We start from the raw sequence: 24,637 nt of genomic DNA, 5'->3' as shown, positions 1-24,637 counted from the left end.
AGCCCGTTGGTGGAGGTGTCACAATGCGGATCGGAGAGCTCGCGGAGAAGGCGAGGACGAGGCCGTCGACGCTGCGGTACTACGAGGAGCGCGGACTGCTGCCGCCGCCGGAGCGCACACCGGCCGGGTACCGCAGCTATGGCGACGAGACGGTGCAACGGCTCGCGTTCATCGGCCGGGCCCGCGCGGCGGGCCTCACCCTTGCGCAGGCCGCGGAGATCCTCGATGTTCGCGACGCGGGCCGTTCGCCGTGCGCGCATGTGCGGGACCTCCTTGACCGCCGACTCGTGGAGATCGACGAGCAGCTCGAGCAGCTGCACGCCCTGCGAGGGAGCATTGCCGAGCTTCGAGCGCACGCGGCCGCTACGGCGTCCGAAGCCTGCACACCGGAGTCCATCTGCCGCTACCTCTGAATGGCTTTCGGATCGCTACTGCCGCTGACGGGTGTGGTTGAGGCGATAGGAGGTGGTGCCGGTTTCGATGATGGTGCCGTTGAACGTGAGCCGGTCCACGATCGCCGCGCACAGGCGCGGGTCGGTGAAGGTCTTCGTCCAAGCGCTGAATGACTCGTTGGATGCAATCGCGACGGAGTTCTTCTCTTCGCGCTCGGTGAGGACCTGGAACAGGAGTTCCGCGCCGCGCCGGTCGAGTTCCATGTAGCCGAGCTCGTCGATCAGGAGCAGGTCGACGCGGCCGTACCGGTTGATGGTACGGGTGAGCTGTTTCTCGTCGGCGGCTTCGACGAGCTCGTTCACGAGCTTCGTGGCGAGGGTGTATCGGACGCGGAAGCCTTTCTCAGCTGCGGCGGTGCCCAGGCCGATGAGCAGGTGCGACTTCCCGGTGCCGGAGTCCCCGATCAAGCAGAGCGGGTCGCCGCGGCGGATCCAGTCCCCGTTCGCGAGGGTATGGATCGTCGCCGGGTTGATGTTCGGATTCGCGTCGTAGTCGAAGTCGCCGAGCCATTTGTTCCTCGGGAACCCGGCTGCGGACACGCGGCGGACCACGGACCTTCGGTCCCGGTCGTCGCACTCGGCGAGGAGGAGTTCGGCGAGGAAGCCTTGGTAGGTCAGCTGCTCGCGTTCCGCGGCCGTGATCGCTTCGTGCATCACGGCCCGCATGGTGGGTAGGCGGAGCCTGCGGCAGGCTTGGTCAACGGCGGCCGCGGCGGCTTCTTCGGTCAGCCCGCGCTGTCGACGCAGGGTCGTGGTGACGTTGGTGGGAGTGGTCATGTTCCGGTGATTCCTTCTCTCTTATCGGTGACCGGCGGTTCCGGTTCGGGACGTCGGCTGAGGAGTTCGTCGTAGTGGGCGACGGATGGCAGCGGCCGCCGGTCGGCTGGGAGTCCGGCGATCACCGCGGCCGGATCCGCGAGGCGACGCTGGGTGAGGCTGAAAACTCGCTGCACATCACGTCGCGGTTGTTCAACGCGATGACGGTCTGACTCGGGCCCGGCCGCGTGCAGGCGGGCTTCGACCGCGACGACGTCGGCAGACACCGCCCCGACCGTGAGCGCGGCACGGATCCCTGCGATCACGTCAACGGTTCGCATGGTCCTGTGGAGCAGGAGCACGTCGATCAGCGCCCTTGTGCCGGCGCTGTCGCCGTCGACCTTCCGCGCTTGCTGCCAGAACGCGTCATGCGTTGTCGTGAACACGCCGGCTTCGCGTGCACGGGCCAGCGCGGTGGATCCGGGCAACGCGCCGGGCTTGCGTCTGAGGACCTCGAGGTAGTGGTCGAGGTTGATCGATTCGCCGCCGCGGGCCACGACCCGCTCGTGCCGAGCGACCTCGGCGTGGCCATCGAACACCACAAGTTCAGACGCCCGCAACGAGACGCGCACCTTTCGCCCGATCAGACGGGCGGGCACGGAGTACCTCGCCATCCGCACGGTGATCAGGCTCGAACGGTCTACCCGCGGGTAGAGCACCAGGCCAGGGTCGAACAGCTCGCCTGGCAATGACGCAAGGCGTGCTTGTTCGTCGGTGAAGTCTTGCCCGACAGTGCGGATCCGGGTGTTGATACGCCGCTCGTTGTCGCGCGCGTCCCACCGGCGGATCTGCTCGTTCAACTCGGCGAGCGAGTCGATGACCGGCATCGGAGAAAGCCAGGTGCGACGAAACCGACCGACTTCGCCTTCGACGCCGCCCTTCTCATGGGCGCCATCGATCCCGGGCTGGCAGTAGAACGAGTCGAACCCGTAATGCGAGCGGAACAGCACCCACCGGTCGTTCTCTATCCGACTACGGCCCTTCCCGTACAGCACCGTCTGCACCGCGGCCGTGAGGTTGTCATATCGGATGTGCAGGGTCGGGATCCCACCGATCTCGTCGAACGCGTCGATGTGTCCCTCGAGGAACGCTTCCTGCGATTGCGTCGAGTACACCCGGTGCACCGCCTTCCCCGAGTGCGAGAGCCGGAACGTGAACATGTGGCACTTCGTCTTCACCCCGGCCAGGATCACCCAGACCTCGCCGAAATCGACTTCGGCTTCCTCACCAGGTGCGTGCTCCTGCGGGACGAACACCTCGACGCGGCGCCCGGCGGCGGCGTCGATCTGAGCACGACGTACGCGCACGTAGTCGCGGACCGTCGAGTAGGACAGTCCCGTCGCTTCGTGCTCGTCGACCAGCCGCGCGAGAACCCTTGTCGCCGTGTGCCGCTGCTTGCGAGGAGCGTCCAGATCCTGCGTGAGCATCGCGTCGATCACCGCCTTGTACGGCCCCAGCCGAGGCGACATCCGCGTCGGAGTCTTCCGCTGCGGCGGAACCGGCGACGCCAGCGCCTGCCGCACCGTGCGACGGTGCACCCCGAACCTGTCTGCCAACGCGCGCACCGATAGCCCGTCGACGCGCGAGGCACGCCGGATATCCGCGAACAATTCCACTTTCGACCCCTGCCGGGCCCGCTCATCCTGAAGCAACACGAAACACACGCTCGGGTGGGGCCAGATCAAACCGTCAGAACCGCCCCGGCAAGTCAGAAAGTGGGGCCACTCCTAGCCGTCACCCCGGGGCCAAAACAGACTGACAGAGCCAGCGCCGCGGACGGCGCCGTGTCGTCGCTGCCGGGCACGTATCCTGCGTGGACACTGTCCGACGATCACGGCCCCCGGCTGAGGTTCACCGGGCTCTTTCTTGGAGTGCGTGTCGATGATCTCGACAGGAGGCGCTGGTGCGCCGATGTGACCGACTTCCGAATCGAATTCTTTCGGGACTGAGAACAAGAATTCGCTTGACGTATCCACGCGGTCTTGCTTTGCTTAATGGCAAACGATATCCACCATGATCGGTGGCTCTCGACCTCAATGAAGAAGGTGCAATCGTGCGTAGCGTTCATGCTCCGACCCGCAAGCCGGGACTCAGGTGGCGAAGCATCGTCGCCGTGGCTGCGGTGGCAGCACTCCTCGGCACCGGTGTTCAGGCCGCCGGCGGAACAGCGGTTCCCTCAGTCCATGCCGTTGAGGCGTGCACTGTGGAATTCGCCACGACCGAGAGTGCGGCGGGGTTCACGCACCCGGGGGTGAGCGTGACCGCCGAGAATCTCGCCAACGTCCGTCATCAGATCCAGGTGGGAGCGGAGCCGTGGGCGACCTACTTCACCGCGATGTCGAGTTCGCCGGCTGCCGCGACCACCGTGACCTCCTCGAACGCCTCGACAACCGACCCGAAGGTTGCCGCGTCGACCGCGTTCGACAGCCAGGGTTTCAACGGCCGGTTCATCGCCGACGGCCTGAAGGCGTACACGCAGGCGCTGATGTATGTCTTCACGGGTGAACAGGTCTACCGCACGAACGCGATGCGCATCATCCGGATCTGGGAGCAGATGGATCCGGCCAAGTACGCCGAGTTCGCCGACTCGCACATCCACACCGGCATCCCGCTGAACCGCATGGTCACTGCCGCGGAGATCCTGCGCTACGGGTCGTGCGCGGGCGATGAGACGCCGTGGACGGATGCGGACACCACCACATTCAGCCGGAACCTCATCACCCCGGTGATCGCGACGTTTCAGAGCGACCAGAATCACTTCATGAACCAGCACCTGTACCCCCTGCTGGGTGCGATGGCCGGTTACATCTTCCTCGACGACGCGCAGGGTTACGCCAAGTCGGTGGAGTGGTTCACCGTCAACTCCACCGCGAACGACCAGGGCTTCAATGGCGCTGTCAAGCGGATCTTCCGCCTCGTGGAGCGCGATGACGCGACCGGACAGCCCGTTGCCGAGCCGCGTGTCCAGCACGTCGAGATGGGTCGCGATCAGGCGCACGGCGGCGGCGACATCACCAACGCGTACATTCTGGCCCGCCTGATGATGGCGCAGGGCACGAAGGTGGACCCGGCTGCGGGAACCATCTCGAGCGCGCCGGGTGCCGTAGGCCCTTACGAGTTCCTCGACGACCGGATCCTCGCCGCGGCCGACTACTTCTGGAAGTACATGCTCGGCTACGACGTCGATTGGATGCCGGTCGGATACGCGATCTCGCCGGACGGAACAGTCCGGGATACCTACGACCGTCCCTCCGAGGCATACCGCGGCCGGTTCAACACGGCTGGCTTCTGGGACCTCTACTACTACTACACCTACGAGCGCGGCGTCGACCTGACGACCGTCGCGCCGTACTACGCCGAGGCGTTCTCGAAGCGGCTCCCCCCGGACTACTACTATCGCGGTGCCGTGACGCGTGCCTGGGACAACGTCGACGGTGGGGGCGACTTCTGGCTGTTCACTCCTGCCGAAGCCGCCGGGACGCCGGTCCCGAAGCCGCAGACCAGCGCGACGACGCTCCAGGTCGAGGATCGCTACACCACGATCTCGGGCGCCGTGAAGCGGCAGACCGAAGGCGACACGTCCTTCGTCCGGCTGACGTCCGCCGCAGAGTCGGCCAAGATCGCCTTCCTCAACGGCTCCACCACGAACAAGCGCATCGCGCTGAAGGTCCGGGCCGATGAGGCGACGGAGCTGCGGCTGTCCTTCGGCGTGAACAAGAGCATCATCGTCCCGGCTACCGGCGGTCAGTGGCGCCAGATCGTCATCGACCTCACCGGCGCCGAGTCCCTCGCCGACCTGGTCTACATCGAGACCATCGGCGACGGCGGCTCGGTCGACGTCGACAGCATCCTGGTCGACACGGCCTCGCTCAACCCGGTGCGGTTCAAGGGCGCCCCGGAGCGTGCTGTCACCGTCGCCGGCAACAGCGTGACGGCGACGCTGCCCGCCGAGGGCGGCTCCGGTGCTGCGCTGAAGTACGAGAGCAGCAGCCTTCCGGCCGGAGCCCAGCTGGATGCCACGACCGGCAGGCTGCAGTGGTCGCCGTCGACTGCGGGGCAATACGAAGTCGTGATCTCGGTCTCTGACGGCACCACCGTCTCGGCGCAGCGTCTGCAGCTGATAGCCGGTGCCGACCGCGGCGCGGCGTTGCAGCTGGCGCGCGTCGGTCACGACACCGGCACCGTCTACACGCGCAGCACGGATGTCGCGTACGCCGCCGCTTCGGACAAAGCCCAAGCGGCCCTCGGCGCGGAGAGTGCTGCCTTCCAGGAGGCGCTCACCGCACTGACGAACGCCGTCGACGCGTTGCGGCTGGTCTCGCCGAAGACGGCTCTCGGGTCGCTGGACTACCCCTCACTCGTTGCCACCTCGACCGCGGGGGCGAGCACGTCGCTCCTGGTGGACGACAACCCGCAGACCGGAACGGTCTACGGTCAGGCGGTCAACCTGTCCCACGTGTTCGACTTCGGGCCGTTCGCGCGGGTGAGGGCCGACCGATTCGCACTGCGATCCAACATCTTCGAGGACCGGCTGGCCAATTCGGCGGTGTTCGGTTCGAACGACGGGGCATCGTGGACGCGCCTGACACCCGCTGTCACGACCATGACGCAGGACATGCAGTACCTCGACGTCGCCCAGGATCTGCGCGACGACACCTTCCAGTACATCAAGGTGCAACTGCTGAAGCCGCTTCCGGACCTGCTGTACGGCAATGTGCAGAATCTCTTCGAGATCACCGAGTTCCACATCTTCGGGGAACGCTCGGAAGCGGTCGGGGAGCTCACAAGCGTCGCGCTCAGCGCGCCGAACTCCCTCAAGAACCGCGTGGTCGCCGGCAGCACGGTCGCCCTCGACTTCACCGCCTCGGCGCCCATCACGGGGGTGAAGGTCACCATCGCCGGTGCCGACGCGCCGGCGACCAGTTCCGACGGCGGACGGACGTGGAAGGCGACGGCCACTCTGCCCGCGACAGTCACGCCCGGCGCGCAGCTGCCTTTCACCATCGATCACACGACCAGCGCCGGCCTGAAAGCGGACACCGTTGTGACGACCTCCGATGGCAGCAGCGTGTACGTGTCGAGCGATCAAGGCCTGGTGGACCAGACGCTCCAGGCCGCGCCGGTGACGGCGGCCGCCGGCACCGCGAACCCCACTCCGGCGGCCGAGGCGGCCAAACTGTTCGACAAGAACATCGCCACGTTCACCGACACGCGACTCTCCAACGGGCGGGCTGCACTCGTCTGGGATCTGGGTGAGGGTGCGTCGATGTCGATCCGCGGCGTGGACGTGCTGGTGCGGCAGGACCAGTACGGCACGAGCCGGCTCAGCACACTTCGGTACGAGGGCTCGTCGGACGGCACCACCTGGACTCGGCTGACCAGCAGCGTGCAGGCCACCTTGAACTGGCAGCGTCTCAGCTCGATCAGCGATCAGGGTTTCCGGTTCATCCGACTCACCAACGGCAACATCATCAACCTCGCTGAGACGCGCGTGTTCGGGACTTACACCGCGCCGGCGAACGCGATCAGCTCGGTGAAGATGTCGTCCTCGAATCCGCTGCGCAATTACGCGGTCGCCGGAGACACCGTGACTCTCGACATCACCACTACGGAGGCCCCGAAGGAGATCTCCGCGACCATCGATGGGGCGCCGGCGGCGATCAAGTCCGCCGGGACGCCGACGACCTTCAAGGCCACCGTCATCCTGGCGGCCAGCGATCGGATCGGCTCGGACGCCGCCATCACCGTCGACCACACGACGGCCGACGGCCGGCGTGCACTCACCGTGCGGAAGACGACCGACGGATCCACGGTGCGGATCGGCACGAACAAGGGGCTCGTGACTGATCTGCTGAAGGTCGCATCCACGGTGACGCTCGCGGGAACCCCCGACCCCTCCACCGTGGCCCGTCCACAGAATCTGTTCGACGGGTCGCTGACGACGTACACCGATGCACGCCTCGTGAACGGCTCCGCCGACATCATCTTCGACCTGGGCACCACCCGACAGATCGCACTCGATCGCGTCGAGCTCGCCGTTCGGCAGGACAGCCTCGGGGTGACCCGTGTCAAGAACATGCGGCTGCTGGGCTCGAACAACCTGCAACAGTGGAGCACCCTCGTCACAGGCGTCCAGCAGACGCTGTCCTGGCAAGGTGTTGCGGTGGATCCCGCGCTCGCGGGCAGCGGATTCCGCTACCTGCGGCTGACGAACGGTGACATCCTCAACCTCGCCGAGCTGCGGCTGTACGGCGCGGTGACCTCCCCCGTCGCCTCGATCGCCCCTGTCGAGGTCACCACATTCGGGCCGGAGGCGCCACGCCTCCCCGCGACTGTGGTGGCGACACGGGCCGACGGCTCCAAGACGGTAGAGAGCGTGCAGTGGGCCGCAGTCGACCCGTCGGTCTGGTCGACTGCCGGAACCGTCGAGGTCAAGGGCGCCGTTGCGGGTACCTCGGTGCCGGCCGTCGCGAAGGTCACGGTGCACGCGGTGTCCATTCCGGCCGCCGTGAGCACGGAAGCCACCGCTCCCACCGGCGCTGTCGTGACGTTCGTGGCATCGGCAGACGACAACGTCACCGTCGCGTGCTCCCCGGCTTCCGGTTCCACCTTCCCGATCGGCGAGACAGCGGTCGCGTGCGAAGCGACGGATGCCGCGGGGAGCAGAACGACCAGGAGCTTCGCTGTCACGGTCTCGGACACGACAGGCCCGAGCGTGAGGGTGCCGGCCGCGCCGATCGTGCGGGAGGCGACTGGTCCGGGGGGCGCTGTGGTCACATACATCTCGTCCGCCTCCGACCTCGTCGACGGATCGGTCCCGGTCGTGTGCTCCCCGGCGTCCGGTTCGACGTTCGCTCTCGGCACGCACGTCGTCGCCTGCAACGCGCAGGACGCGCGAGGCAACAAGGCCAAGGAGGCCGTGTTCGAGGTCACGGTGCAAGACACCACCGCCCCCACCGTCTCGGTTGCGGTCGGCTCCATCGTCGCGGAGGCGACCGGCCCGAACGGCGCGGCAGTGGCGGACTTCGGCGTGAGCGCGTCCGACCTCGTCGATGGCACCGTCCCCGTGTCGTGCGACCGTGAGCCGGGCTCGATTTTCGCCCTCGGACAGACCACGGTGCACTGCACGGCGACCGACAAGGCGGGAAACACGGGTACGGAGTCTGTGAGCGTGACGGTCAAGGACACCACCGCGCCGTCCATCGCGTGGGCTGGTGGACCAGCCGACGGCGGGACCTACCCGTTCGACCAGCTGCCTGCCGCGCCGACGTGCTCGGCCACGGATGCGGTCGACGAGACTGCGACGTGCAGCGTGACCGGCTTCGGAACGGGGGTCGGCCCCCACACCCTCACCGCGACGGCGAAGGACGGGTCGGGTAACACGTCGACGGAAACCCGCTCCTACACCGTCGCAGCGTGGAGGACCGGCGGGTTCTACGCCCCTGTCGACGGAAACGGAGTGTGGAACACCGTCAAGGGCGGCGCCACTGTGCCCCTGAAGTTCGAGCTCTTCGCCGGCGGGACCGAGCTCACCTCGACGAGCGCGGTCGCGAGCTTCACGTACGGCGCGGTGACATGCGGAAGTGCCAACGACCCGACGGATGAGATCGAGGTCACAACGACCGGTGGCACGAGCCTCCGCTACGACGCGACGGCCGGCCAGTTCATCCAGAACTGGCAGACGCCGAAGTCGGCGGGCGTCTGCTACAAGGTGAAGATGACCGCGAGGGACGGCTCGATCATCAGCGCGCTGTTCAAACTCCGGTGATACGCCGCTAGCCCCTCTCACAGAGCGCGCAGCCGGGCCTCCCGCCCGGCTGCGCGCACCTTACATGGGCCGCTGGAACTCGGACCTTCGCGCGGGGGAAGGGCGTCACCCCCCGAGAGCCTCACGTCGAGGCGGCGAACGACCTGCTGAACCGCTGTCCCCCCATGACGAGTCGGCGCGCGTCTTCGAGTCGCTCCCGCTGGTAGGCCGCGAGCCGATCAGGGGCGTCGTCGGGGCGTGCGCCCTCGAGCACACGAGCGAGGGTCTCGGCGTCGCGGAGTGAGGCGTCGAAGCCCTGCCCGGTCATGGGGGTGGGCACGTGGGCGGCGTTGCCGAGAATCGCAAGGCGCCCCGAGACGAGCCGGAGCGGCACGTACTCGGCGATCGGTGTTCCGAGCACCTCCCGGTCGGCGATGCTCTGCACGATCGCGTCTCGCCAGGGGCGCGGCCAGCGCTGTGCGGCTCTCTTCAGGTCGTCGAGCGTCTGCTGCGGGACGTCCCCGGGGCGCACCGAGTGCTGCACGACGCCATCGACGACGGCGCCGGTCTCGCGCAGCATCCGATTGTGCCCGCGGTCGTACCACGCCCAGCCGATACGTCCCCGTCCCGGTTCGAGCGATCCGTCGGGCCCGGCGGCGGGCACGCCGAACAGAATGTCCCCAGCGGACCGCATTATGTCCCAGTGAGAGGGCCGGTGGCCCGGATAGTCCAGCTTCTCCTCGTCCACCATGCCGAGCCAGATGACGTACCCGGCGAAGTCCGCGTCGGGACGCTCTGGCGCGACGCGGCGACGCACCAGACTGCGATGCCCGTCGGCGCCGAGCAGCACATCCCCGTCGAATCGTCCGCTGTCCCCGCTGACCGCCCAGGCGGTGCCTGCGTCCTGACCGACGTCGACGATCCGGGTGCCGTGGTGAAGCGTGACGCGAGGATGCTGGTCGGCGGCCTCGCGCAGCGTACGGCGCAGTGCGGTCCAAGGCGCGGGATAGGCGGAGCTCGCCGTATGCTGCCGGAACTCGGTGACCCCGGTGACCTGCGCCAGCTGCTCCCCGTCAACCGCGAGCCCGCCCCCGTACTGCGGGTCCGGCTGGGAGCGTTCCAGAACGGTCACGTCGATGCCCGCGCGGCCCAGCGCCAGTGCGGTCACCAGCCCCGCGAGGGAACCGCCGACGATGAGGGACCGCAGGGGCCGCGCTTTCGCTCGGATCGGTGGTGCATCGTGCGGGGCGGTCACGATGAGGTCTCCAGCTCGACCGCAGTGCCGAGCGAGGTGCGACTGATCGCCCAGACGACGAGGGTGGCGGCGATGGTGCCCACGCCGGCGATCGTGATCGCGGTCCAGCCTCCGGCCGCCCAGAGGGCTCCGGCCGCCGCCGAACCGGCGGCGCCGCCGACGAAGTTGCTTCGCACCCGCAAGCGCGTCATCGTGAGCTGTTCTCCCGTGACGGGGACGCCTGCGGCGAAGCGGACGAAGCCGTCTTACTCGCACCGTCGTGAGCGCGCAGGCTGCCGAGGATGCGGAGAGCGTCATCCGTCGCAGACGCGGGTTCCACGGAATACACGATGAGGCTTCGGCTGGGGTCGGTGTCCAGAAGGAATGATGCGGATTCGAAGTGGAGCTCGCCGACGGCGGGGTGGTGGTAGCGCTTGCGGGCGCGTCGGTGCCGAAGGACGTCGTGTGACGCCCACGCGGTGCGGAAGAGCTCGCTCTTGCTCGAAAGCTCCCCGATGAGGGCGAAGAGTTCGGTGTTGTCCCGTTCGCGGGTGGAGGCGTCTCGCAAGAGCGCGACGCCCCCGATCACTGCCTCCTCCCAGTCGATGAGGAAGTCCTGCGCCCGCGGGTCGAGGACTTGGAACCGCATGAGGTTGAATGGACGTCCCGTGCGCCGCATCTCGTCTTCAGCGTGCGGAAACAACGCCCAGCCGATGTCGTTGGCGGCGAGGACGTCGAGCTGGCGATTCTGGATGTAGGCGGGGACCTCGATCGCGTCCACCACTCGCTGCAGGAGCAGCCTGTCGTCATCGGCGGGGCGCGCCCTGCGCCGATGCGGTCGGAGCGGGGCTGGGCCGAGAGCCTGGATGAGGCTGAGGAAGTGATCGTGCTCGACCTCGTTGAGGCGCAGGGCACGCGACACGGCATCGAGGACTTCCGAGGAGACGCTGTGCAGGCGCCCCCGTTCGAGTCGCGTGTAGTAGTCGGCGCTGATTCCGGCGAGGTAGGCGACCTCTTCGCGTCGCAGTCCGGGAACGCGGCGCAAGCCGGGGAACGGCGTCATTCCGGCTTCTTCCGGCGACAGGCGCGCCCGTCGTGAGGTGAGGAATCCGCGAATCTCGGCTTGGTCGTCCATGAGCTTCACGGTACGACGGTGGCGCGCGCTGTGACAGGGACTGCCAGACCCTGGGAGGACCTGACACTGCCGCCCCCGAGACAGGCGTGGCGAAATAGAGAGAGTCCTCGAGTGAGGACGCGGTGCGAATGCCTCTCACCGCACATACGACTTTGGAGATTCACTATGCCGGATACCGCGACTACACATATGCCGGAGGATGTTGTCACCGCGCCTCCGCGCGCCCGGGAGCGCCTGCCACTCGTGGTGTGGATGCTCGGTTTGGTCACGTTCGTCATGGGCACGACCGAGATGATCGTCGCCGGCCTGCTGCCCTCGGTCGCAGCCTCTCTCGACGTCACTCTGCCGCAGGCGGGGTTGCTCATCACCGTCTACGCGCTGGGGATGGTCGTCGGCACGCCGATCATGGCGGTACTCACCCTGCGGCTCCCGCGGAAGGCCACACTCATCCTGGCGCTCGTGCTGTTCGCGGTCGCGCACATCGTCGCGGCCGCGACGGACTCGTTCGCGATCGTCCTGATCGCTCGGTTCGCGGCCGCTCTGGCGACGGGCACGTTCTGGGCGATCGGAGCGGTCGTCGCCGCGGCCGCAGCCGGGGCGGCAGCGGGAGCCCGCGCCATGGGGGTCATGGTCGGAGGCGTCACCCTCGCCACCGTCCTCGGCGTGCCGATCGGGACCGCGTTCGGGCAGTTCCTGGGCTGGCAGGGACCCTTTTGGATCCTCGCTGTGCTCGCCCTCGCCTGCGCGGCGCTGATGTGGCGTGCGCTGCCGGGCGGCATGGCCGCGTCCGGCGCCAACGATGACCTGAGCACTGAACTGCGTCGCCTTCGCAGCGGGCGGCTCTGGACCATCTATGCCCTGACCGCGCTCGTGCAGGCCGCGTTCCTCGGCGTCTACAGCTTCATCTCGCCGCAGCTGACCGGTCGGGCAGGGCTCGAGGATGCCGCCGTGCCGCTCGTGATGATCGCTTACGGCATCGGCGCCCTCACCGGCACCACCCTGGGCGGACGCCTCGGCGATCGCCGGCCCTACACCGTCATCACCTCTTCGGTCATCGGCCTGGCACTGGTGATGCTCGTGCTCTTCGTGTGGGGCGACATCCTCCCGGTCGCGGTGATGTCGTTCACCCTGATGGGCCTGTTCGGATTCGCCGCGAACCCGATCTTCGTTTCCGAAGCGCTGCGCACCGCCGGACCGGACGGCGTCCTCCCCGTCGCGCTGAGCAACTCGTTCTTCAACGTCGGTATCGCCGTGGGATCCGCGCTCTGCGGATACGCCCTCGCCACCCCTCTCGCTGAACAAGGCGTCCCTCTCGCCGGGTTCGTGCTCACCATCGCTGCCGCGCTCCCTGCAGGGATCTTGGCTTCGACAGCGGGAAAGCGCCGCACCCCGTGAAGGCGAGCGGGGTCGGCGTCCCGAACGTCCTCCCCGCTCGGCCTTGGGCCGCCTCGATCGCGTGAGCGGCGCCGCGGGATCGCTCAGGCCGATCGCCGCAGGATCGACCAGAGCTTGCCGCGTTCGAGACTCCGCGCGGTGTCGCCTCGACGCGCTGGGACAAGAGCGACGAACGGTTCACGCTGAAGGTCACCGTGCCGGCGAACACCACCGCTGAGGTGTGGGTGCCGACCGGTGGCGACCAGGCCGTGCTGACGCCTCCGCGTGCGACCTTCGATCGGACCGACGGCGACTTCGCCGTCTACACGGTCGGCGCTGGGGAGTTCACCTTCCTCGCCGTCGATGGAGGTTATGCGGATCTCGCCGCAGCGGTGAAGAAGTGGGCAGACGAGGGGAAGCTGTCGGCCGAGCTGGCCGCGAACCTTCTCGCCTCCGTGGAGAAGGCGGTTGAGCAGTCCGGCGCCGGGAAGGCTCAGCCGGCCGACAGCGCTCTGCGTGCGTTCCTGAACCACATCGGGAATGCGAACGCCAAGCGCGCATCCGAGGAGGCGAAAGCCGACCTGACCGCCCTGGCCGAGGGTCTGCAGGCCGCCTTGCGCGAAGCGGGAGGCATCCCCGCCGGTCGATAGGAGGCGATGCGCAGAGGCCGCGGGGGATCAGCCGCCGCGGCCCCTGCCGTTCCTGACTGCCACGGGTCGGTGCACCGACGCTGAAACTGAGCGGCGGTTCGGCGTCCGATCGGCTTCCTCCGGTTCGCACCGAGAGTTGCGGAAAGCGTATTCCAGGTGCATACTCGTATGGATAGCGATTGCCAAGCAATTCCCTCCTGAAGGAGACAAATCCAGTGTCAGAGACGACTCTCGCCCCGGCGCCGGCCGAGGCGGCCCCGCGCCCTCAGATCCGTGAGATCGGCATCATCATGAACGGCGTGTCGGGCCGCATGGGCTACCGGCAGCACCTCGTCCGCTCGATCCTCGCGATCCGCGACCAGGGCGGCATCGAGCTCCCCGACGGCACGCGCGTCACGGTGCGCCCGATCCTCGTCGGCCGCAGCGAGCTGAAGCTTGCGGAGCTCGCCGCGAAGCACGACATCGAGGACTACACGACCGACCTCGACGCGGCCCTCGCCGATCCCCGCTGGGAGATCTACGCCGACTTCCTCGTCACCAAGGCCCGCGCCTCGGCCCTGCGCAAGGCCATCGCCGCCGGCAAGGCGATCTACACCGAGAAGCCGACGGCCGAGACCGTCGACGAGGCGCTCGAGCTCGCGCGGCTCGCCGCGTCGGCCGGCGTCAAGACCGGCGTCGTGCACGACAAGCTCTACCTGCCGGGCCTGCAGAAGCTCAAGCGCCTCATCGACTCCGGCTTCTTCGGCCGCATCCTCTCCGTCCGCGGCGAGTTCGGCTACTGGGTCTTCGAGGGCGACTGGCAGCCCGCGCAGCGCCCCTCGTGGAACTACCGGGCCGAGGACGGCGGCGGCATCATCGTCGACATGTTCCCGCACTGGAACTACGTGCTCGAGAACCTCTTCGGCGGCGTCAAGACCGTCTACGCGCAGGCCTCCGTGCACATCGCCGACCGCTGGGACGAGAAGGGCGAGCACTACACCGCGACAGCCGAGGACGCCGCGTACGGCATCTTCGAGCTCGACGGCGACGTCATCGCGCAGATCAACTCGTCGTGGACCGTCCGCGTCAACCGCGACGAGCTCGTCGAGTTCCACGTCGACGGCACGCACGGCTCCGCCGTCGTGGGCCTGTTCGGCGCGAAGATCCAGCACCGCAACGCGACGCCGAAGCCGGTGTGGAACCCCGACCTCGCAGACGACCACGACTACGACGCCGACTGGGCCGAGGTGCCGACGAACGACGTCTTCCAGAACGGCTTCCGCCAGCAGTGGGAGGAGTTCCTCGCCTCGTACGTCACCGGCACCGAGTACGAGTTCGACCTGCTCTCCGGTGCGCGCGGCGTGCTGCTGGCCGAGGCCGGCCTGCAGTCGAGCCGCGAGGGCCGCAAGATCGAGCTCCCGACGCTCTCGCTGGACTGACGCCATGGTGCTCCTCGACTCCGCTTCGTCGTCCGTCTCCACCCGGGGCGGCGATCGCCTGACGCTCCTCGCAGCCGACGGCGCGGCATCCGTCGTCTCCCTCCGGGAGGCGCCCGCGTTCGTCAAGCCGTCCGCGCCGCTGCGCTCGCGGGTCGCCTACGCGGCCGCGCACGTCGTGCCCGTCACGTGGGGCGACAACACGCCGGGGCAGCCGGCGCAGATCGACTGGGACGCGACACTCGACTTCCGCCGCCACGTCTACTCGTGGGGCCTCGGAGTCGCCGACGCCATGGACACCGCCCAGCGGAACATGGGATTGGATGCCGCGGCCACTCGCGAGCTCATCGCCCGGTCCGCCCAGGTCGCCCGCGAGGAGGGCGGTGCCGTCGTCGTCGGCGTCAACACCGACCACGTCGAAGCCGAGGCGATCTCGATCGCGGAGATCATCGACGCCTACAAGGAGCAGCTGCACTTCACCGAGGAGCAGGGCGCCGGACCCGTGCTCATGGCATCCCGGCATCTCGCACGCGCGGCGACTTCGCGCACCGACTACCTCCGCGTGTACGGCGCGGTGCTGCAGTCGGCGACGACGCCCGTCGTGCTGCACTGGCTGGGGACGGCGTTCGACCCGGCCCTGGCGGGGTACTTCGGCTCCGACGACCAGACCGAGGCGGCGGAGGTACTCCTCCGCATCATCGCGGAGAACCCGGGCAAGGTCGCAGGCGTCAAGATGAGCCTCCTGGATGCCGCGGCCGAGGTCTCGGTGCGCGAACGCCTCCCCGAGGCGGTGCGCATGTTCACGGGCGACGACTTCAACTACGTCGGCCTCATCGGCGGTGCCGACGTGCCCGCGGCGGACCAGCCGGCACGCAACGCGGCATCCACCCGTCGGCACTCGGACGCGCTCCTCGGCGCGTTCGCGGCGATCACGCCGGTCGCCTCCGCGGCGATCCAGGCGCTCGACGCCGACGACCCGGCCACGTACCTCTCCATCCTCGGCCCGACCGAGGAGGTCAGCCGTCAGGTGTTCGCCGCGCCCACGTTCTACTACAAGACCGGCGTCGCGTTCCTGTCGTGGCTGAACGGCCACCAGTCGGCGTTCCAGATGGTCGGCGGCCTGCACTCCGCGCGCAGCCTCCCGCACCTGAGCCGCATCGTCGAGCTCGCGAACGCCTCGGGCGCCCTCGAGCGCCCCGACCTCGCCGCCGAGCGCTGGCACGGACTCCTCCGCCTGAACGGACTCGACGCATGACCGAGCCGGCCGGATGGGCTCACCGTCAGGCGTCCGAGCCCCTTCATCTTCCGAGCGTGGTCGTCTGCTGGCGCGTCGGCGACCACGCTCGGAACACCACCCAGAAGGCAGCGAGATGACCGGACCGGACCCGCGTCTGTCGATCAACCAGGCGACGCTCAAGTACGCGAGCCTCGCCGACGCGCTGCGCGTCACCGCCGAGAACGGCGTGCAGGCGATCGGGCTGTGGCGCGAGCCCGTCAACGAGGTGGGCCTCGCGACGGCCGCGTCGATGCTCGCGGACTCCGGCCTGCGCTTCACGACGCACTGCCGGGGCGGGTTCTTCACGATCCCCGAGGGGCCCGCGCGCCGCGCGGCGATCGACGAGAACCGCCGCGCCATCGAAGAGACCGCGACTCTCGCCGCGGCCGGTGCTCCCGGATCGACGGCCGTGCTCGTGCTGGTCGCGGGCGGACTGCCCGAAGGGTCGCGCGACCTCGTCGGCGCGCGCTCGCGCGTGCACGATGCGCTCGCCGAACTGGCTCCGGATGCCGCGGCCGCCGGCGTGACGCTCGCGATCGAGCCGCTGCATCCCATGTACGCCTCGGATCGCGCCGTCGTCTCGACCCTGGGACAAGCGCTCGACCTCGCGGCGGACTTCGACCCGGCCGTCGTCGGCGTGACCGTCGACACGTTCCACGTGTGGTGGGACCCGCAGGTGCTCGACCAGATCGCCCGCGCGGGTCGCGAAGGCCGGATCGCGACCTATCAGGTCTGCGACTGGAAGACGCCGCTCGCCGCCGATGTGCTGCTTTCCCGCCACTACCCGGGCGACGGGGTCATCGACTTCGCCTCGCTCACGCGGGCGGTCGTCGACGCGGGATACACGGGCGACGTCGAGGTCGAGATCTTCAACGCCGACATCTGGGAGGCCGAGCCGGGCGAAGTGGTCCGGCGAACTGCGGCGGGCTTCGCCGCGGCCGTGTCGCCGTCGCTGGAGGCGGCTCCGAACGCGGCTCCGAACGCGGCCCGATGACCGCGATGTCCGCTGATGAGGTCGTGCGGACGCGGACGTCTGCGCCGACGCTCCACGACGTCGCGAATGCCGCGGGAGTGTCCCTCGCGACCGCGTCGCGCGTGCTCAACGGTTCCGCCCGCAAGGTCGGGGTGTCGTATCGCGACCGTGTCCTCGCGTCCGCCGAGGAACTGGGTTACACCGCGAACCTGTCGGCCCAGGCGACCGCCAAGGGAACCTCGGCCGTCATCGCACTGCTCGTCGCCGATATCGCGGACCCCTACTTCTCTCTGCTGGCGTCGGGGGTCGTGCGCGGCGCAGATGAGGCGGGCCTCGTTGTGACGATCTCGGTCACCGAGCGTGACCCGGCGCGCGAGATCCGGCTCGTGAGAGCGCTGCGCGGCCAGCGCCCCCGTGGGCTTATCCTCGCCGCGTCGCGAAGCACCGAGTCCTCCGCCGCCGAGCTCCAGCATGAGCTCGCGGCCATCGCCGCGACGGGCGGGCGGGTAGTCGGACTCGGCCCGGGTCAGGGGGACATGCGCACGGTGCTGATCGACAACAGGGGTGGGGCACGCGCACTGGCCGCCGCGCTCATCGCACGAGGTTTCCGCACCGCCGTCGTGCTCGCCGCACAGGAAGGCGTACGCACGTCGGACGACCGAATCGCCGGCTTCGCCGATGGCTTCACCTCTGGAGGTGGCTCGGTGGAGCGCATCTATCGCGGCGCGTTCACACGCGAAGCGGGGGAGCGCGTCATGGGGGAGGCACTTCACGAGGGCATCCCGTCGGGGACAGTCGTGTTCGCGGTCAGTGACGTCGTCGCGATCGGAGCCCTCACGGCGCTCCGCGAGGCGGGACGGAGCGTCGGAACGGATGTCGCCCTTGCCGGGTTCGACGACATCCCCGGGGCGAGTGACGTGACACCCGCGCTCACGACCGTGCGCGTTCCCCTCGACGCGGTGGGCTATTCAGCACTGCGCGCCGCAGTGGATGAGACGTGGCAGCTCAACCCCGCCGCACTGCGGCTCGAGGTCGCTCTCCGCGACAGCACACCCGGGCGCTCCGCGTGATGGTGCCCGCCGACGGCAGCGTGGTTTTCGCGCCCGACGGCTTCAAAGGGTCGATTTCCGCGGCGGCGGCGGCATCCGCGCTCGCTGAAGGCTGGGCGTCGGTTCGACCCGAGGATACGGTGCGCCTGTTCCCCGTCGCGGATGGCGGAGAGGGCACGCTGGACGCCTTCGCCACCGCCGTGCCGGGGGCGGTCCGAATGCCGCTGACAGTTACTGGGCCGGATGGTGAGGCCCGGGATGCCGCGTGGCTGCTGCTTCCCGCGACGCCCGACGCGCCGGCGGGCACGGGGGTGGTCGAACTGGCCTCGACCTCGGGGATCGAGCTGCTCGGCGAGCGGCGCCTGCCCTGGGATGCGGACACGCGGGGCTTCGGCCAGGCGATCGACGCTGCGTTGGAGTACGGCGTGTCCCGACTGTTGCTCGGTATCGGCTCGAGCGCGTCGACTGACGGTGGTGCCGGGATGTTGATGGCCCTCGGAGCCGTCTTCACCGACTCGTCGTTTCAGGTCATCCCGGCCGGCGCCCGCGGGCTCCAACGCCTAGCGCACGTACAGCTCGACGGGCTTCGTCCTCTGCCGCCCGGCGGGGTGGTGGTGCTTACCGACGTCACCAGCCCTCTCCTCGGACCGAACGGCGCGTCTGCGGTGTTCGGCCCGCAGAAGGGGCTTCTGCCCGATGAGATACCGGTTGCCGAGAACGGACTCGCACGGCTGGCCGCCATCCTCCCCGCCGACCCGGACGCGTCCGGCGCAGGCGCCGCCGGAGGGACGGGGTTCGCGCTGCTGGCGTGGGGGGCGCGGCTCGTGCCGGGCGCGGTCGAGGTGGCGCGTCTTGGGGGACACCGAGAGGCGATCGCCGCGGCATCCGTCGTCATCACGGGGGAGGGGTCCTTCGACGGGCAGTCGGCAGCGGGCAAGGCACCCGCCCACATAGCGGCGCTGGCCGCCGCCGCGGGCGTCAAGGTGGCCCTCGCTGCGGGCAGGATCGCACCGGATGCCGACACCTCCGCGTTCGCCGCGCGGGTGTCGCTGACGGAGCTGGCTGGCTCCTCCGGGAGCGCCTTGGCGGAGCCTGCGCATTGGCTGCGCGCTGCAGGAGCGTCGCTGGCACAGTCGTTCTGAGCAATCGCCGACATGCAACTTCCAAGGGGGCGCGATGGCCACCACTCTCGAGACCAGTTCGTGTGTGTCTGCGGGGGATGGATCCCGTCCCCTCGCGCGGTGCATCGATTCCCTCTCCGCGCGTTCCGCGTCTTGATTCATTGCCCTCGGCGCGCAGCGCCGGACCCGCACCAGTTCAGTGCGTGTCACATCACGAGCTGCGCCGCCCCGACGAGCGGTGCATCAGAGCCGAGCGCCGCTCGAACGATCCTGACCGTGGACGCAGCGGGCAGAACCGCAGCGCGCCGGGCGAAGGCCTGGACAAGGTCGACATAGTCGTCCGAGACCAGCGAGAACCCGCCGCCGATGACGACGAGACCGACGTCCAAGAGGGCACAGACACCAGCCAAGGTCACACCGACGGCCATAGCCGATCGTTCGATCGCCTCTCGGGCACATCGGTCTCCCGCGCGGGCTGAGTCCGCGAGTTCCTCGCCGGTCGCGCCCTGCCATCCGCGCGCCCGAGCCCACGCCACCGAGGCAGGCCCGGAGGCAACCGATTCGAGAGTGCCCATCGTCGCGTCGGTCGGAGATCCCTCGAGGGAGATGCGGAGCTGACCGATATGACCGGCGTTGCCGTGGTCACCGATGAGGGGCGAGCCATTCACGATGATGCCCCCGCCGACGCCCGTGGACACCACCATCGACACGCTCGTCGGAACGTCGACCGCGGCACCGAAGCGAGATTCTGCCAGCGCGATGCATAATCCGTCCAGAGCCAGGCGGATCGGGACATTCTCTCCGACGATCTCACGTATCACCGCGATGATGGGGAAATTCGTCACCCCGAGGTTCAGGGGTGAGATCGTCTCTGCGGCGGAGTCCAACGGGCCGGCGCTACCGATCCCGACGCCGCGCATGACGCAACCAGGCGGCTGTGACTCGAGCGCACCCTGCACGACGGACTGTACGGCGGCGCGCAACTCGGCGGACGAGGCCGCAGCTCCGGTCGGAACCCGCCGCCGCGTGAAGGACCTGACTTTACCATCGCGGTCCACTAACGCTGCTTCGACCTTGGTCCCGCCCAGATCCACCGCCAGAACGACATCGTTCAACATTTCCTCCCGCTATACACCTCGCGTATAGACTAGTGGATATCGTTTGCCCCCACCCGATCAACTTATGCAGATGCAAAACACCCTCGCAATCTGATGCACCAGCTGGGGGACGGTCGCTGTAGGTTGGCCCTCTTGAGTCGCTGCGCGAAACCCTCCGAGAGTTGAGCAACTCCAGAGGTGGGTGCGACGATCCAACATCTACAGGTGGGCCCCCCGGCTCCTCGGGGACCTGCGGACGTCGCGAACGCTTTCCAATACTCGCTCGAATAACTGGTCGTTCCCTGCCGGGCCGTCGCTCGCCCCTCGGCATTATTCTGCCCCCGAGCCGCGCGGCGTGCGCGCGGTGGGGTGGCCCTAGGTCGCCTGCCCCGCCCAAGGCACCGTGGTCGCTGCGCTGCTCGGACCGCTGGTGCCGCGACCGCGATGGCAGGCTAACGGTCTTCCACGAGACAACCTGTCCGGCGCGCTCGACAAGTTCCGACACGCCAACCCAGCGCCGACCCAGCGGCGGAATGAGGATGGGACGACCACAAAAACCGCATCGGAGTTGATAACCGTGGGCACGACCATATTCGAAGAACTTTCTGCTGAAGACGCTAGAGGTCCGGAGAGTCGGGTTCGACTCATGAACCTGGGGATCGTGACGGATGCCGCGTCCGTGGCCCTCGACCTCCAGTCGCTGCCCGCCGACCAGGTCTTGGATGGCGCCCCCGCGGCTGGCCACGTCAAGCTAACCGACGCCATCGGAGTGTGGGAACATACGCCCGGTACGTCCACCGACGTCGAGACGGACGAAGTTTTCGTCGTGCTCTCAGGATGCGCGACGGTGTCCTTCGACGATCCGGCACTCAATCCGATCGAGCTTCGCGCAGGGTCGATGGCTCGCCTGGCGGCGGGGATGCGCACCGTCTGGACCGTAACCGAAACACTGCGAAAGATCTACATCGCCGGCTGAACGCGCCGTCAGCGTCCGGCCGACCTCCTCACCAGCAGGGCAAAGTGCAGAGCGGTCTGGGTCTCGCCGTCGTCGAGGTCGGCACCCAGCAATTCCTCGATGAGGGCGATGCGCTGGTAAAACACCGAGCGAGATAGATGGGATGCCGCCGCCGCGGCGGTGCGGTTGCCTGGGTGCGCGAGCATCGCATCGAGCACGTCGAGCAGGTCGCCGGAGCGGGAGAGGTCGTGGGTGATGAGCGGGCCGAGCATGCGCTCGCCGTGCTCGAGCACGCGGTAGTCGTCGCGGAGCGCAGTGACCAGCTGCACGAGCGGACGGTTCTCCGCCCGGCGCAGGTAGGGGCCGCGGCCGGATCGCGGGCGGGCATGACCACGGACGAGATCAACGGCGTCGTGGACCGACGCGAGGGCGGCGTCGAGGCCCTCCGCCGCACAGCCGACCCCAACGGTCACCCGATCTACATCGGCGGCGCGGACAATGCCGCGCACGAAGGACACCACCGCGGCGTCGTCGAAAACCGCGTCCGAGGGAACTGACACCAGGATCGTGGCGGCGGGTGCCGCGATGCCCGTCGGCGCTGAGCTCGCGAGCGCGCGGCAGCGCAGGGCGCGTGCCGCGGCATCCGCTCGCTCCACCGCCACGGGCGCGCCAGAGACCACGAGGCCGTAGAGCTTGGCGCCGCGCAGGGGCAGTCCGGCCGCTTCCAAGCGCGCGGCGGCGCCGCCTACGCCGGCGAAGCGGCCGGCCAGCAGCCCGTCGACGAGCCGGCGGCGGCCGATGCAGGCCCACTCGTCCGCCTCGCCGTCCGCTAGGCGTCCGACCGCGAGAGCGATCGCGCCCTGTTCAAGCACGGCCAGGCGTCCGGCCGCGTGCTCGGGCCCGGGCAGCGCGATGAGATTCCCCCAACGGATGCCGCGGGCCTCCACGGGGACGATGACCCAGTCCTCGGGGCCCGAAGCCACACCGCGCTCCCGGCGCTGCCCAGACCGCCGATGAGCGGAGCGTGACCGAAACTCCCAATCTGTGAAGAGCTCCTCCTCCATGGCGAGCGGCACCTCGGCGGCCACGACCTCGTAGCCGAGGTTCTCGAGCACGACGGGAGCGCCGAGGGTCTGAGCGAGCTGGTGGACGATGAAGTCGGCGGGCGACCCCCGCAGCACCAAGGCCGTGAAGCGCTCGCGCACCTCGTCCCGCGCGCGCAGCGCGTCGGTCTGACCCGTGATGATGCGGCTGTGCACCGCCTCGGTGAGCGTCACGAACTTGACCTCTCGGTGCAGCACAATCAGAGCCAGCCGCCGCTCACGCGCGGCCTCGACCACCACCGCGGGCACGAAACGGTAATGGGTGCCGAGTTCGAGCACGAGGCCCGATAGCCCGGCGTCCGCGAGACCGACGATGAACCGGCGAAGGTCGGCCGGGGCGACCGGCCAGGCCGAGCCGGTGGAGAGCAGCAGTTCATCGCCATCGAGGAGCCTCGCGACGCCGGCACTGTCGGACGCGTGCAGCCAGCGCACGCGCGCATCGAGAGCGTCGTCTCCCACCAGCACCTCGGGGACGCCGTGGGCGAAGGCGTCGAGCGCAATCACCTCGCGGACGGTCGGGAGTGTCTCATCTGCGGGTCGATCTGCCGGACGATCCGTCCGGATCATCCGGGCTTCGCGACGGTCCGACACTATGGCGGGCCCTTCTTCTCTGTAAGCCTTGAACGCGCCCAGCCTACGGGTTGGCCGAACGATCTGTCCGAAGCCGAGAGGGTCAACTCATGAGCATTACCGATACTTCTGCTGCGAGGACCGGCGTCGACGCCGATGTGCGGGTCGTCCCACATTGGATCGACGGCGCGGAGCGCCCCTCGACGTCCGGTCGGAGCGCGCCGGTGTACAACCCGGCGACGGGCGCCGTATCGGCCCACGTCGCGCTGGCGGACCAGCCTGAAGTCGATGCGGCGATCGCTTCGGCCGGGCGCGGCTACCGGGTCTGGAAGACATACTCCACCGCCAAGCGCCAGACCGTGCTCTTCAACTTCCGCGAACTACTCAACGAGCGGAAAAGGGAGCTCGCTGAGATCATCACGGCCGAGCACGGCAAGGTGCTCTCCGACGCGATGGGGGAGATCCTCCGCGGTCAGGAGGTCGTCGAACTCGCGACGGGCTTCCCGCACCTGATCAAGGGGGCGTTCACGGAGAACGCCTCGACCGGCGTCGACGTCTACTCGCTCAAGCAGCCCCTCGGCGTCGTCGGCATCATCTCGCCGTTCAACTTCCCCGCCATGGTGCCGATGTGGTTCTTCCCGATCGCGATCGCGGCCGGCAACAGCGTCGTGCTGAAGCCGAGCGAGAAGGACCCGTCGGCCGCGCTCTGGCTCGCGCAGCTGTGGAAGGAAGCCGGCCTGCCGGACGGCGTGTTCACCGTGCTGCAAGGCGACAAGCTCGCCGTCGACGGACTCCTCACGAGCCCCGTCGTGCAGTCGATCTCCTTCGTCGGCTCCACCCCGATCGCGCAGTACATCTACGAGACCGCATCCCAGCACGGCAAGCGCGTGCAGGCGCTCGGCGGCGCGAAGAACCACATGCTCGTCCTTCCCGACGCCGACCTCGACCTCGTCGCCGACCAGGCCGTGAACGCGGGCTACGGCGCCGCCGGCGAGCGCTGCATGGCCATCTCGGTCGTGCTCGCCGTCGAGCCCGTCGCCGACGAGCTCATCGGCAAGATCAGCGACCGCATCGCGAAGCTCCGCATCGGCAACGGCGCAGGGGACGAGTCCGGCGAGCCCGACATGGGGCCGCTCATCACCGACGTGCACCGCGACAAGGTCTCGTCCTACGTCGACATCGCCGAGCAGGACGGCGCGAAGATCGTCGTCGACGGCCGCGGCTTCCAGGTCGCGGGCCACGAGGACGGCTTCTTCTTCGGCCCGACGCTCATCGACGACATCCCCACGACGAGCCGCGCGTACCAGGAGGAGATCTTCGGACCCGTGCTCTCGGTCGTCCGCGTCGAGACGTTCCAGGAGGGCCTGGACCTCATCAACTCCGGCCAGTTCGGCAACGGCACGGCGATCTTCACGAACGACGGGGGAGCGGCCCGCCGCTTCCAGAACGAGGTGCAGGTCGGCATGATCGGCATCAACGTGCCGATCCCCGTTCCGGTCGCCTACCACTCGTTCGGCGGCTGGAAGGCCTCGCTGTTCGGCGACGCCAAGGCGTACGGCGTGCACGGGTTCGACTTCTTCACCCGCGAGAAGGCCATCACGAGCCGCTGGCTCGACCCCGCCACGCACGGCGGCATCAACCTCGGCTTCCCCCAGAACAACTGACCCGCC

Annotated in this window: 18 protein-coding genes; 11 read left to right on the top strand and 7 right to left on the bottom strand. The window is 68.7% G+C overall.

From position 1 onward, the window contains the following. Window positions 1-23 precede the first annotated feature (23 nt). Window positions 24-413: a heavy metal-responsive transcriptional regulator gene (locus tag ACSBPH_RS04325; protein WP_138176040.1), complete on the top strand. Its 390-nt coding sequence runs from the start codon at window positions 24-26 to the stop codon at window positions 411-413. 15 nt (window positions 414-428) lie between these two features. On the opposite strand, the gene istB is transcribed toward ACSBPH_RS04325, so the two are convergent. Together istB and istA are read right to left on the bottom strand one after the other, a co-directional pair. Further along, the gene (gene istB, locus ACSBPH_RS04320) at window positions 429-1,229 is read right to left on the bottom strand and encodes an IS21-like element helper ATPase IstB (protein WP_251201782.1); all 801 of its coding nucleotides are present in this window, start codon (window positions 1,227-1,229) and stop codon (window positions 429-431) included. Further along, complete coding sequence (istA, locus tag ACSBPH_RS04315; RefSeq protein ID WP_138176056.1) at window positions 1,226-2,920, bottom strand: IS21 family transposase; 1,695 nt, start codon at window positions 2,918-2,920, stop codon at window positions 1,226-1,228. The genes istB and istA overlap by 4 nt, the downstream gene beginning before the upstream one ends. Before the next feature lie 551 nt (window positions 2,921-3,471). On the opposite strand from istA, the gene ACSBPH_RS04310 reads away from it, so the two are divergent. Next, window positions 3,472-9,036 (top strand): PxKF domain-containing protein, encoded by a 5,565-nt coding sequence (locus tag ACSBPH_RS04310; RefSeq protein WP_442576371.1) that lies wholly within the window; start codon window positions 3,472-3,474, stop codon window positions 9,034-9,036. Between the two features lie 121 nt (window positions 9,037-9,157). On the opposite strand, the gene ACSBPH_RS04305 is transcribed toward ACSBPH_RS04310, so the two are convergent. From ACSBPH_RS04305 to ACSBPH_RS04295, 3 genes are all read right to left on the bottom strand, one after another. Beyond that, the gene (locus ACSBPH_RS04305) at window positions 9,158-10,183 is read right to left on the bottom strand and encodes an FAD-dependent monooxygenase (RefSeq protein WP_442576370.1); all 1,026 of its coding nucleotides are present in this window, start codon (window positions 10,181-10,183) and stop codon (window positions 9,158-9,160) included. Between the two features lie 83 nt (window positions 10,184-10,266). After that, window positions 10,267-10,461, bottom strand: a complete 195-nt coding sequence (locus ACSBPH_RS04300; RefSeq protein ID WP_442576369.1) for a hypothetical protein — start codon at window positions 10,459-10,461, stop codon at window positions 10,267-10,269. Continuing rightward, window positions 10,458-11,384: a helix-turn-helix transcriptional regulator gene (locus tag ACSBPH_RS04295; protein WP_442576368.1), complete on the bottom strand. Its 927-nt coding sequence runs from the start codon at window positions 11,382-11,384 to the stop codon at window positions 10,458-10,460. The genes ACSBPH_RS04300 and ACSBPH_RS04295 overlap by 4 nt, the downstream gene beginning before the upstream one ends. Window positions 11,385-11,573: 189 nt before the next feature. On the opposite strand from ACSBPH_RS04295, the gene ACSBPH_RS04290 reads away from it, so the two are divergent. The 7 genes from ACSBPH_RS04290 (at window position 11,574) to ACSBPH_RS04260 (ending at window position 19,263) form a co-directional block, all read left to right on the top strand. After that, a complete protein-coding gene (locus ACSBPH_RS04290) occupies window positions 11,574-12,779 on the top strand; it encodes an MFS transporter (RefSeq protein WP_442576367.1) in 1,206 nt (401 codons plus the stop codon). Between the two features lie 194 nt (window positions 12,780-12,973). Next, the gene (locus tag ACSBPH_RS04285; RefSeq protein ID WP_442576366.1) at window positions 12,974-13,408 is read left to right on the top strand and encodes an FIMAH domain-containing protein; all 435 of its coding nucleotides are present in this window, start codon (window positions 12,974-12,976) and stop codon (window positions 13,406-13,408) included. Between the two features lie 215 nt (window positions 13,409-13,623). Then, complete coding sequence (locus tag ACSBPH_RS04280) at window positions 13,624-14,826, top strand: Gfo/Idh/MocA family protein (protein ID WP_442576365.1); 1,203 nt, start codon at window positions 13,624-13,626, stop codon at window positions 14,824-14,826. A gap of 4 nt (window positions 14,827-14,830) precedes the next feature. Further along, window positions 14,831-16,078: a dihydrodipicolinate synthase family protein gene (locus ACSBPH_RS04275; RefSeq protein WP_442576364.1), complete on the top strand. Its 1,248-nt coding sequence runs from the start codon at window positions 14,831-14,833 to the stop codon at window positions 16,076-16,078. 115 nt (window positions 16,079-16,193) lie between these two features. Continuing rightward, on the top strand, window positions 16,194-17,093 hold the full coding sequence (locus tag ACSBPH_RS04270) for a sugar phosphate isomerase/epimerase family protein (protein ID WP_442576363.1): 900 nt from the start codon (window positions 16,194-16,196) through the stop codon (window positions 17,091-17,093). Beyond that, window positions 17,090-18,142 (top strand): LacI family DNA-binding transcriptional regulator, encoded by a 1,053-nt coding sequence (locus ACSBPH_RS04265; RefSeq protein WP_442576362.1) that lies wholly within the window; start codon window positions 17,090-17,092, stop codon window positions 18,140-18,142. The genes ACSBPH_RS04270 and ACSBPH_RS04265 overlap by 4 nt, the downstream gene beginning before the upstream one ends. Continuing rightward, entirely contained in the window at window positions 18,142-19,263 is a 1,122-nt protein-coding gene (locus ACSBPH_RS04260; protein ID WP_442577242.1) for a glycerate kinase, read from the top strand. Before ACSBPH_RS04265 ends, ACSBPH_RS04260 begins: the two co-directional genes overlap by 1 nt. A 185-nt stretch (window positions 19,264-19,448) precedes the next feature. Here the strand turns inward: ACSBPH_RS04260 and ACSBPH_RS04255 are convergent, their stop codons facing one another. Beyond that, a complete protein-coding gene (locus tag ACSBPH_RS04255; RefSeq protein WP_442576361.1) occupies window positions 19,449-20,360 on the bottom strand; it encodes an ROK family protein in 912 nt (303 codons plus the stop codon). A gap of 625 nt (window positions 20,361-20,985) precedes the next feature. On the opposite strand from ACSBPH_RS04255, the gene ACSBPH_RS04250 reads away from it, so the two are divergent. Next, the gene (locus tag ACSBPH_RS04250; RefSeq protein ID WP_442576360.1) at window positions 20,986-21,315 is read left to right on the top strand and encodes a cupin domain-containing protein; all 330 of its coding nucleotides are present in this window, start codon (window positions 20,986-20,988) and stop codon (window positions 21,313-21,315) included. 8 nt (window positions 21,316-21,323) lie between these two features. On the opposite strand, the gene ACSBPH_RS04245 is transcribed toward ACSBPH_RS04250, so the two are convergent. Beyond that, on the bottom strand, window positions 21,324-22,901 hold the full coding sequence (locus ACSBPH_RS04245) for a PucR family transcriptional regulator (protein ID WP_442576359.1): 1,578 nt from the start codon (window positions 22,899-22,901) through the stop codon (window positions 21,324-21,326). Window positions 22,902-23,077: 176 nt separating this feature from the next. Between ACSBPH_RS04245 and ACSBPH_RS04240 the strand changes: the two genes are divergently transcribed. Beyond that, window positions 23,078-24,631 (top strand): CoA-acylating methylmalonate-semialdehyde dehydrogenase, encoded by a 1,554-nt coding sequence (locus ACSBPH_RS04240; RefSeq protein ID WP_442576358.1) that lies wholly within the window; start codon window positions 23,078-23,080, stop codon window positions 24,629-24,631. Window positions 24,632-24,637: the final 6 nt, after the last annotated feature.

Origin of the sequence: Microbacterium sp. F51-2R, from assembly GCF_052180235.1 — a bacterium.
Taxonomy (GTDB): Bacteria; Actinomycetota; Actinomycetes; order Actinomycetales; family Microbacteriaceae; genus Microbacterium.
The sequence above is the reverse complement of the archived record's forward strand: the minus strand, read 5'-3'. Positions and strand labels throughout refer to the sequence as shown.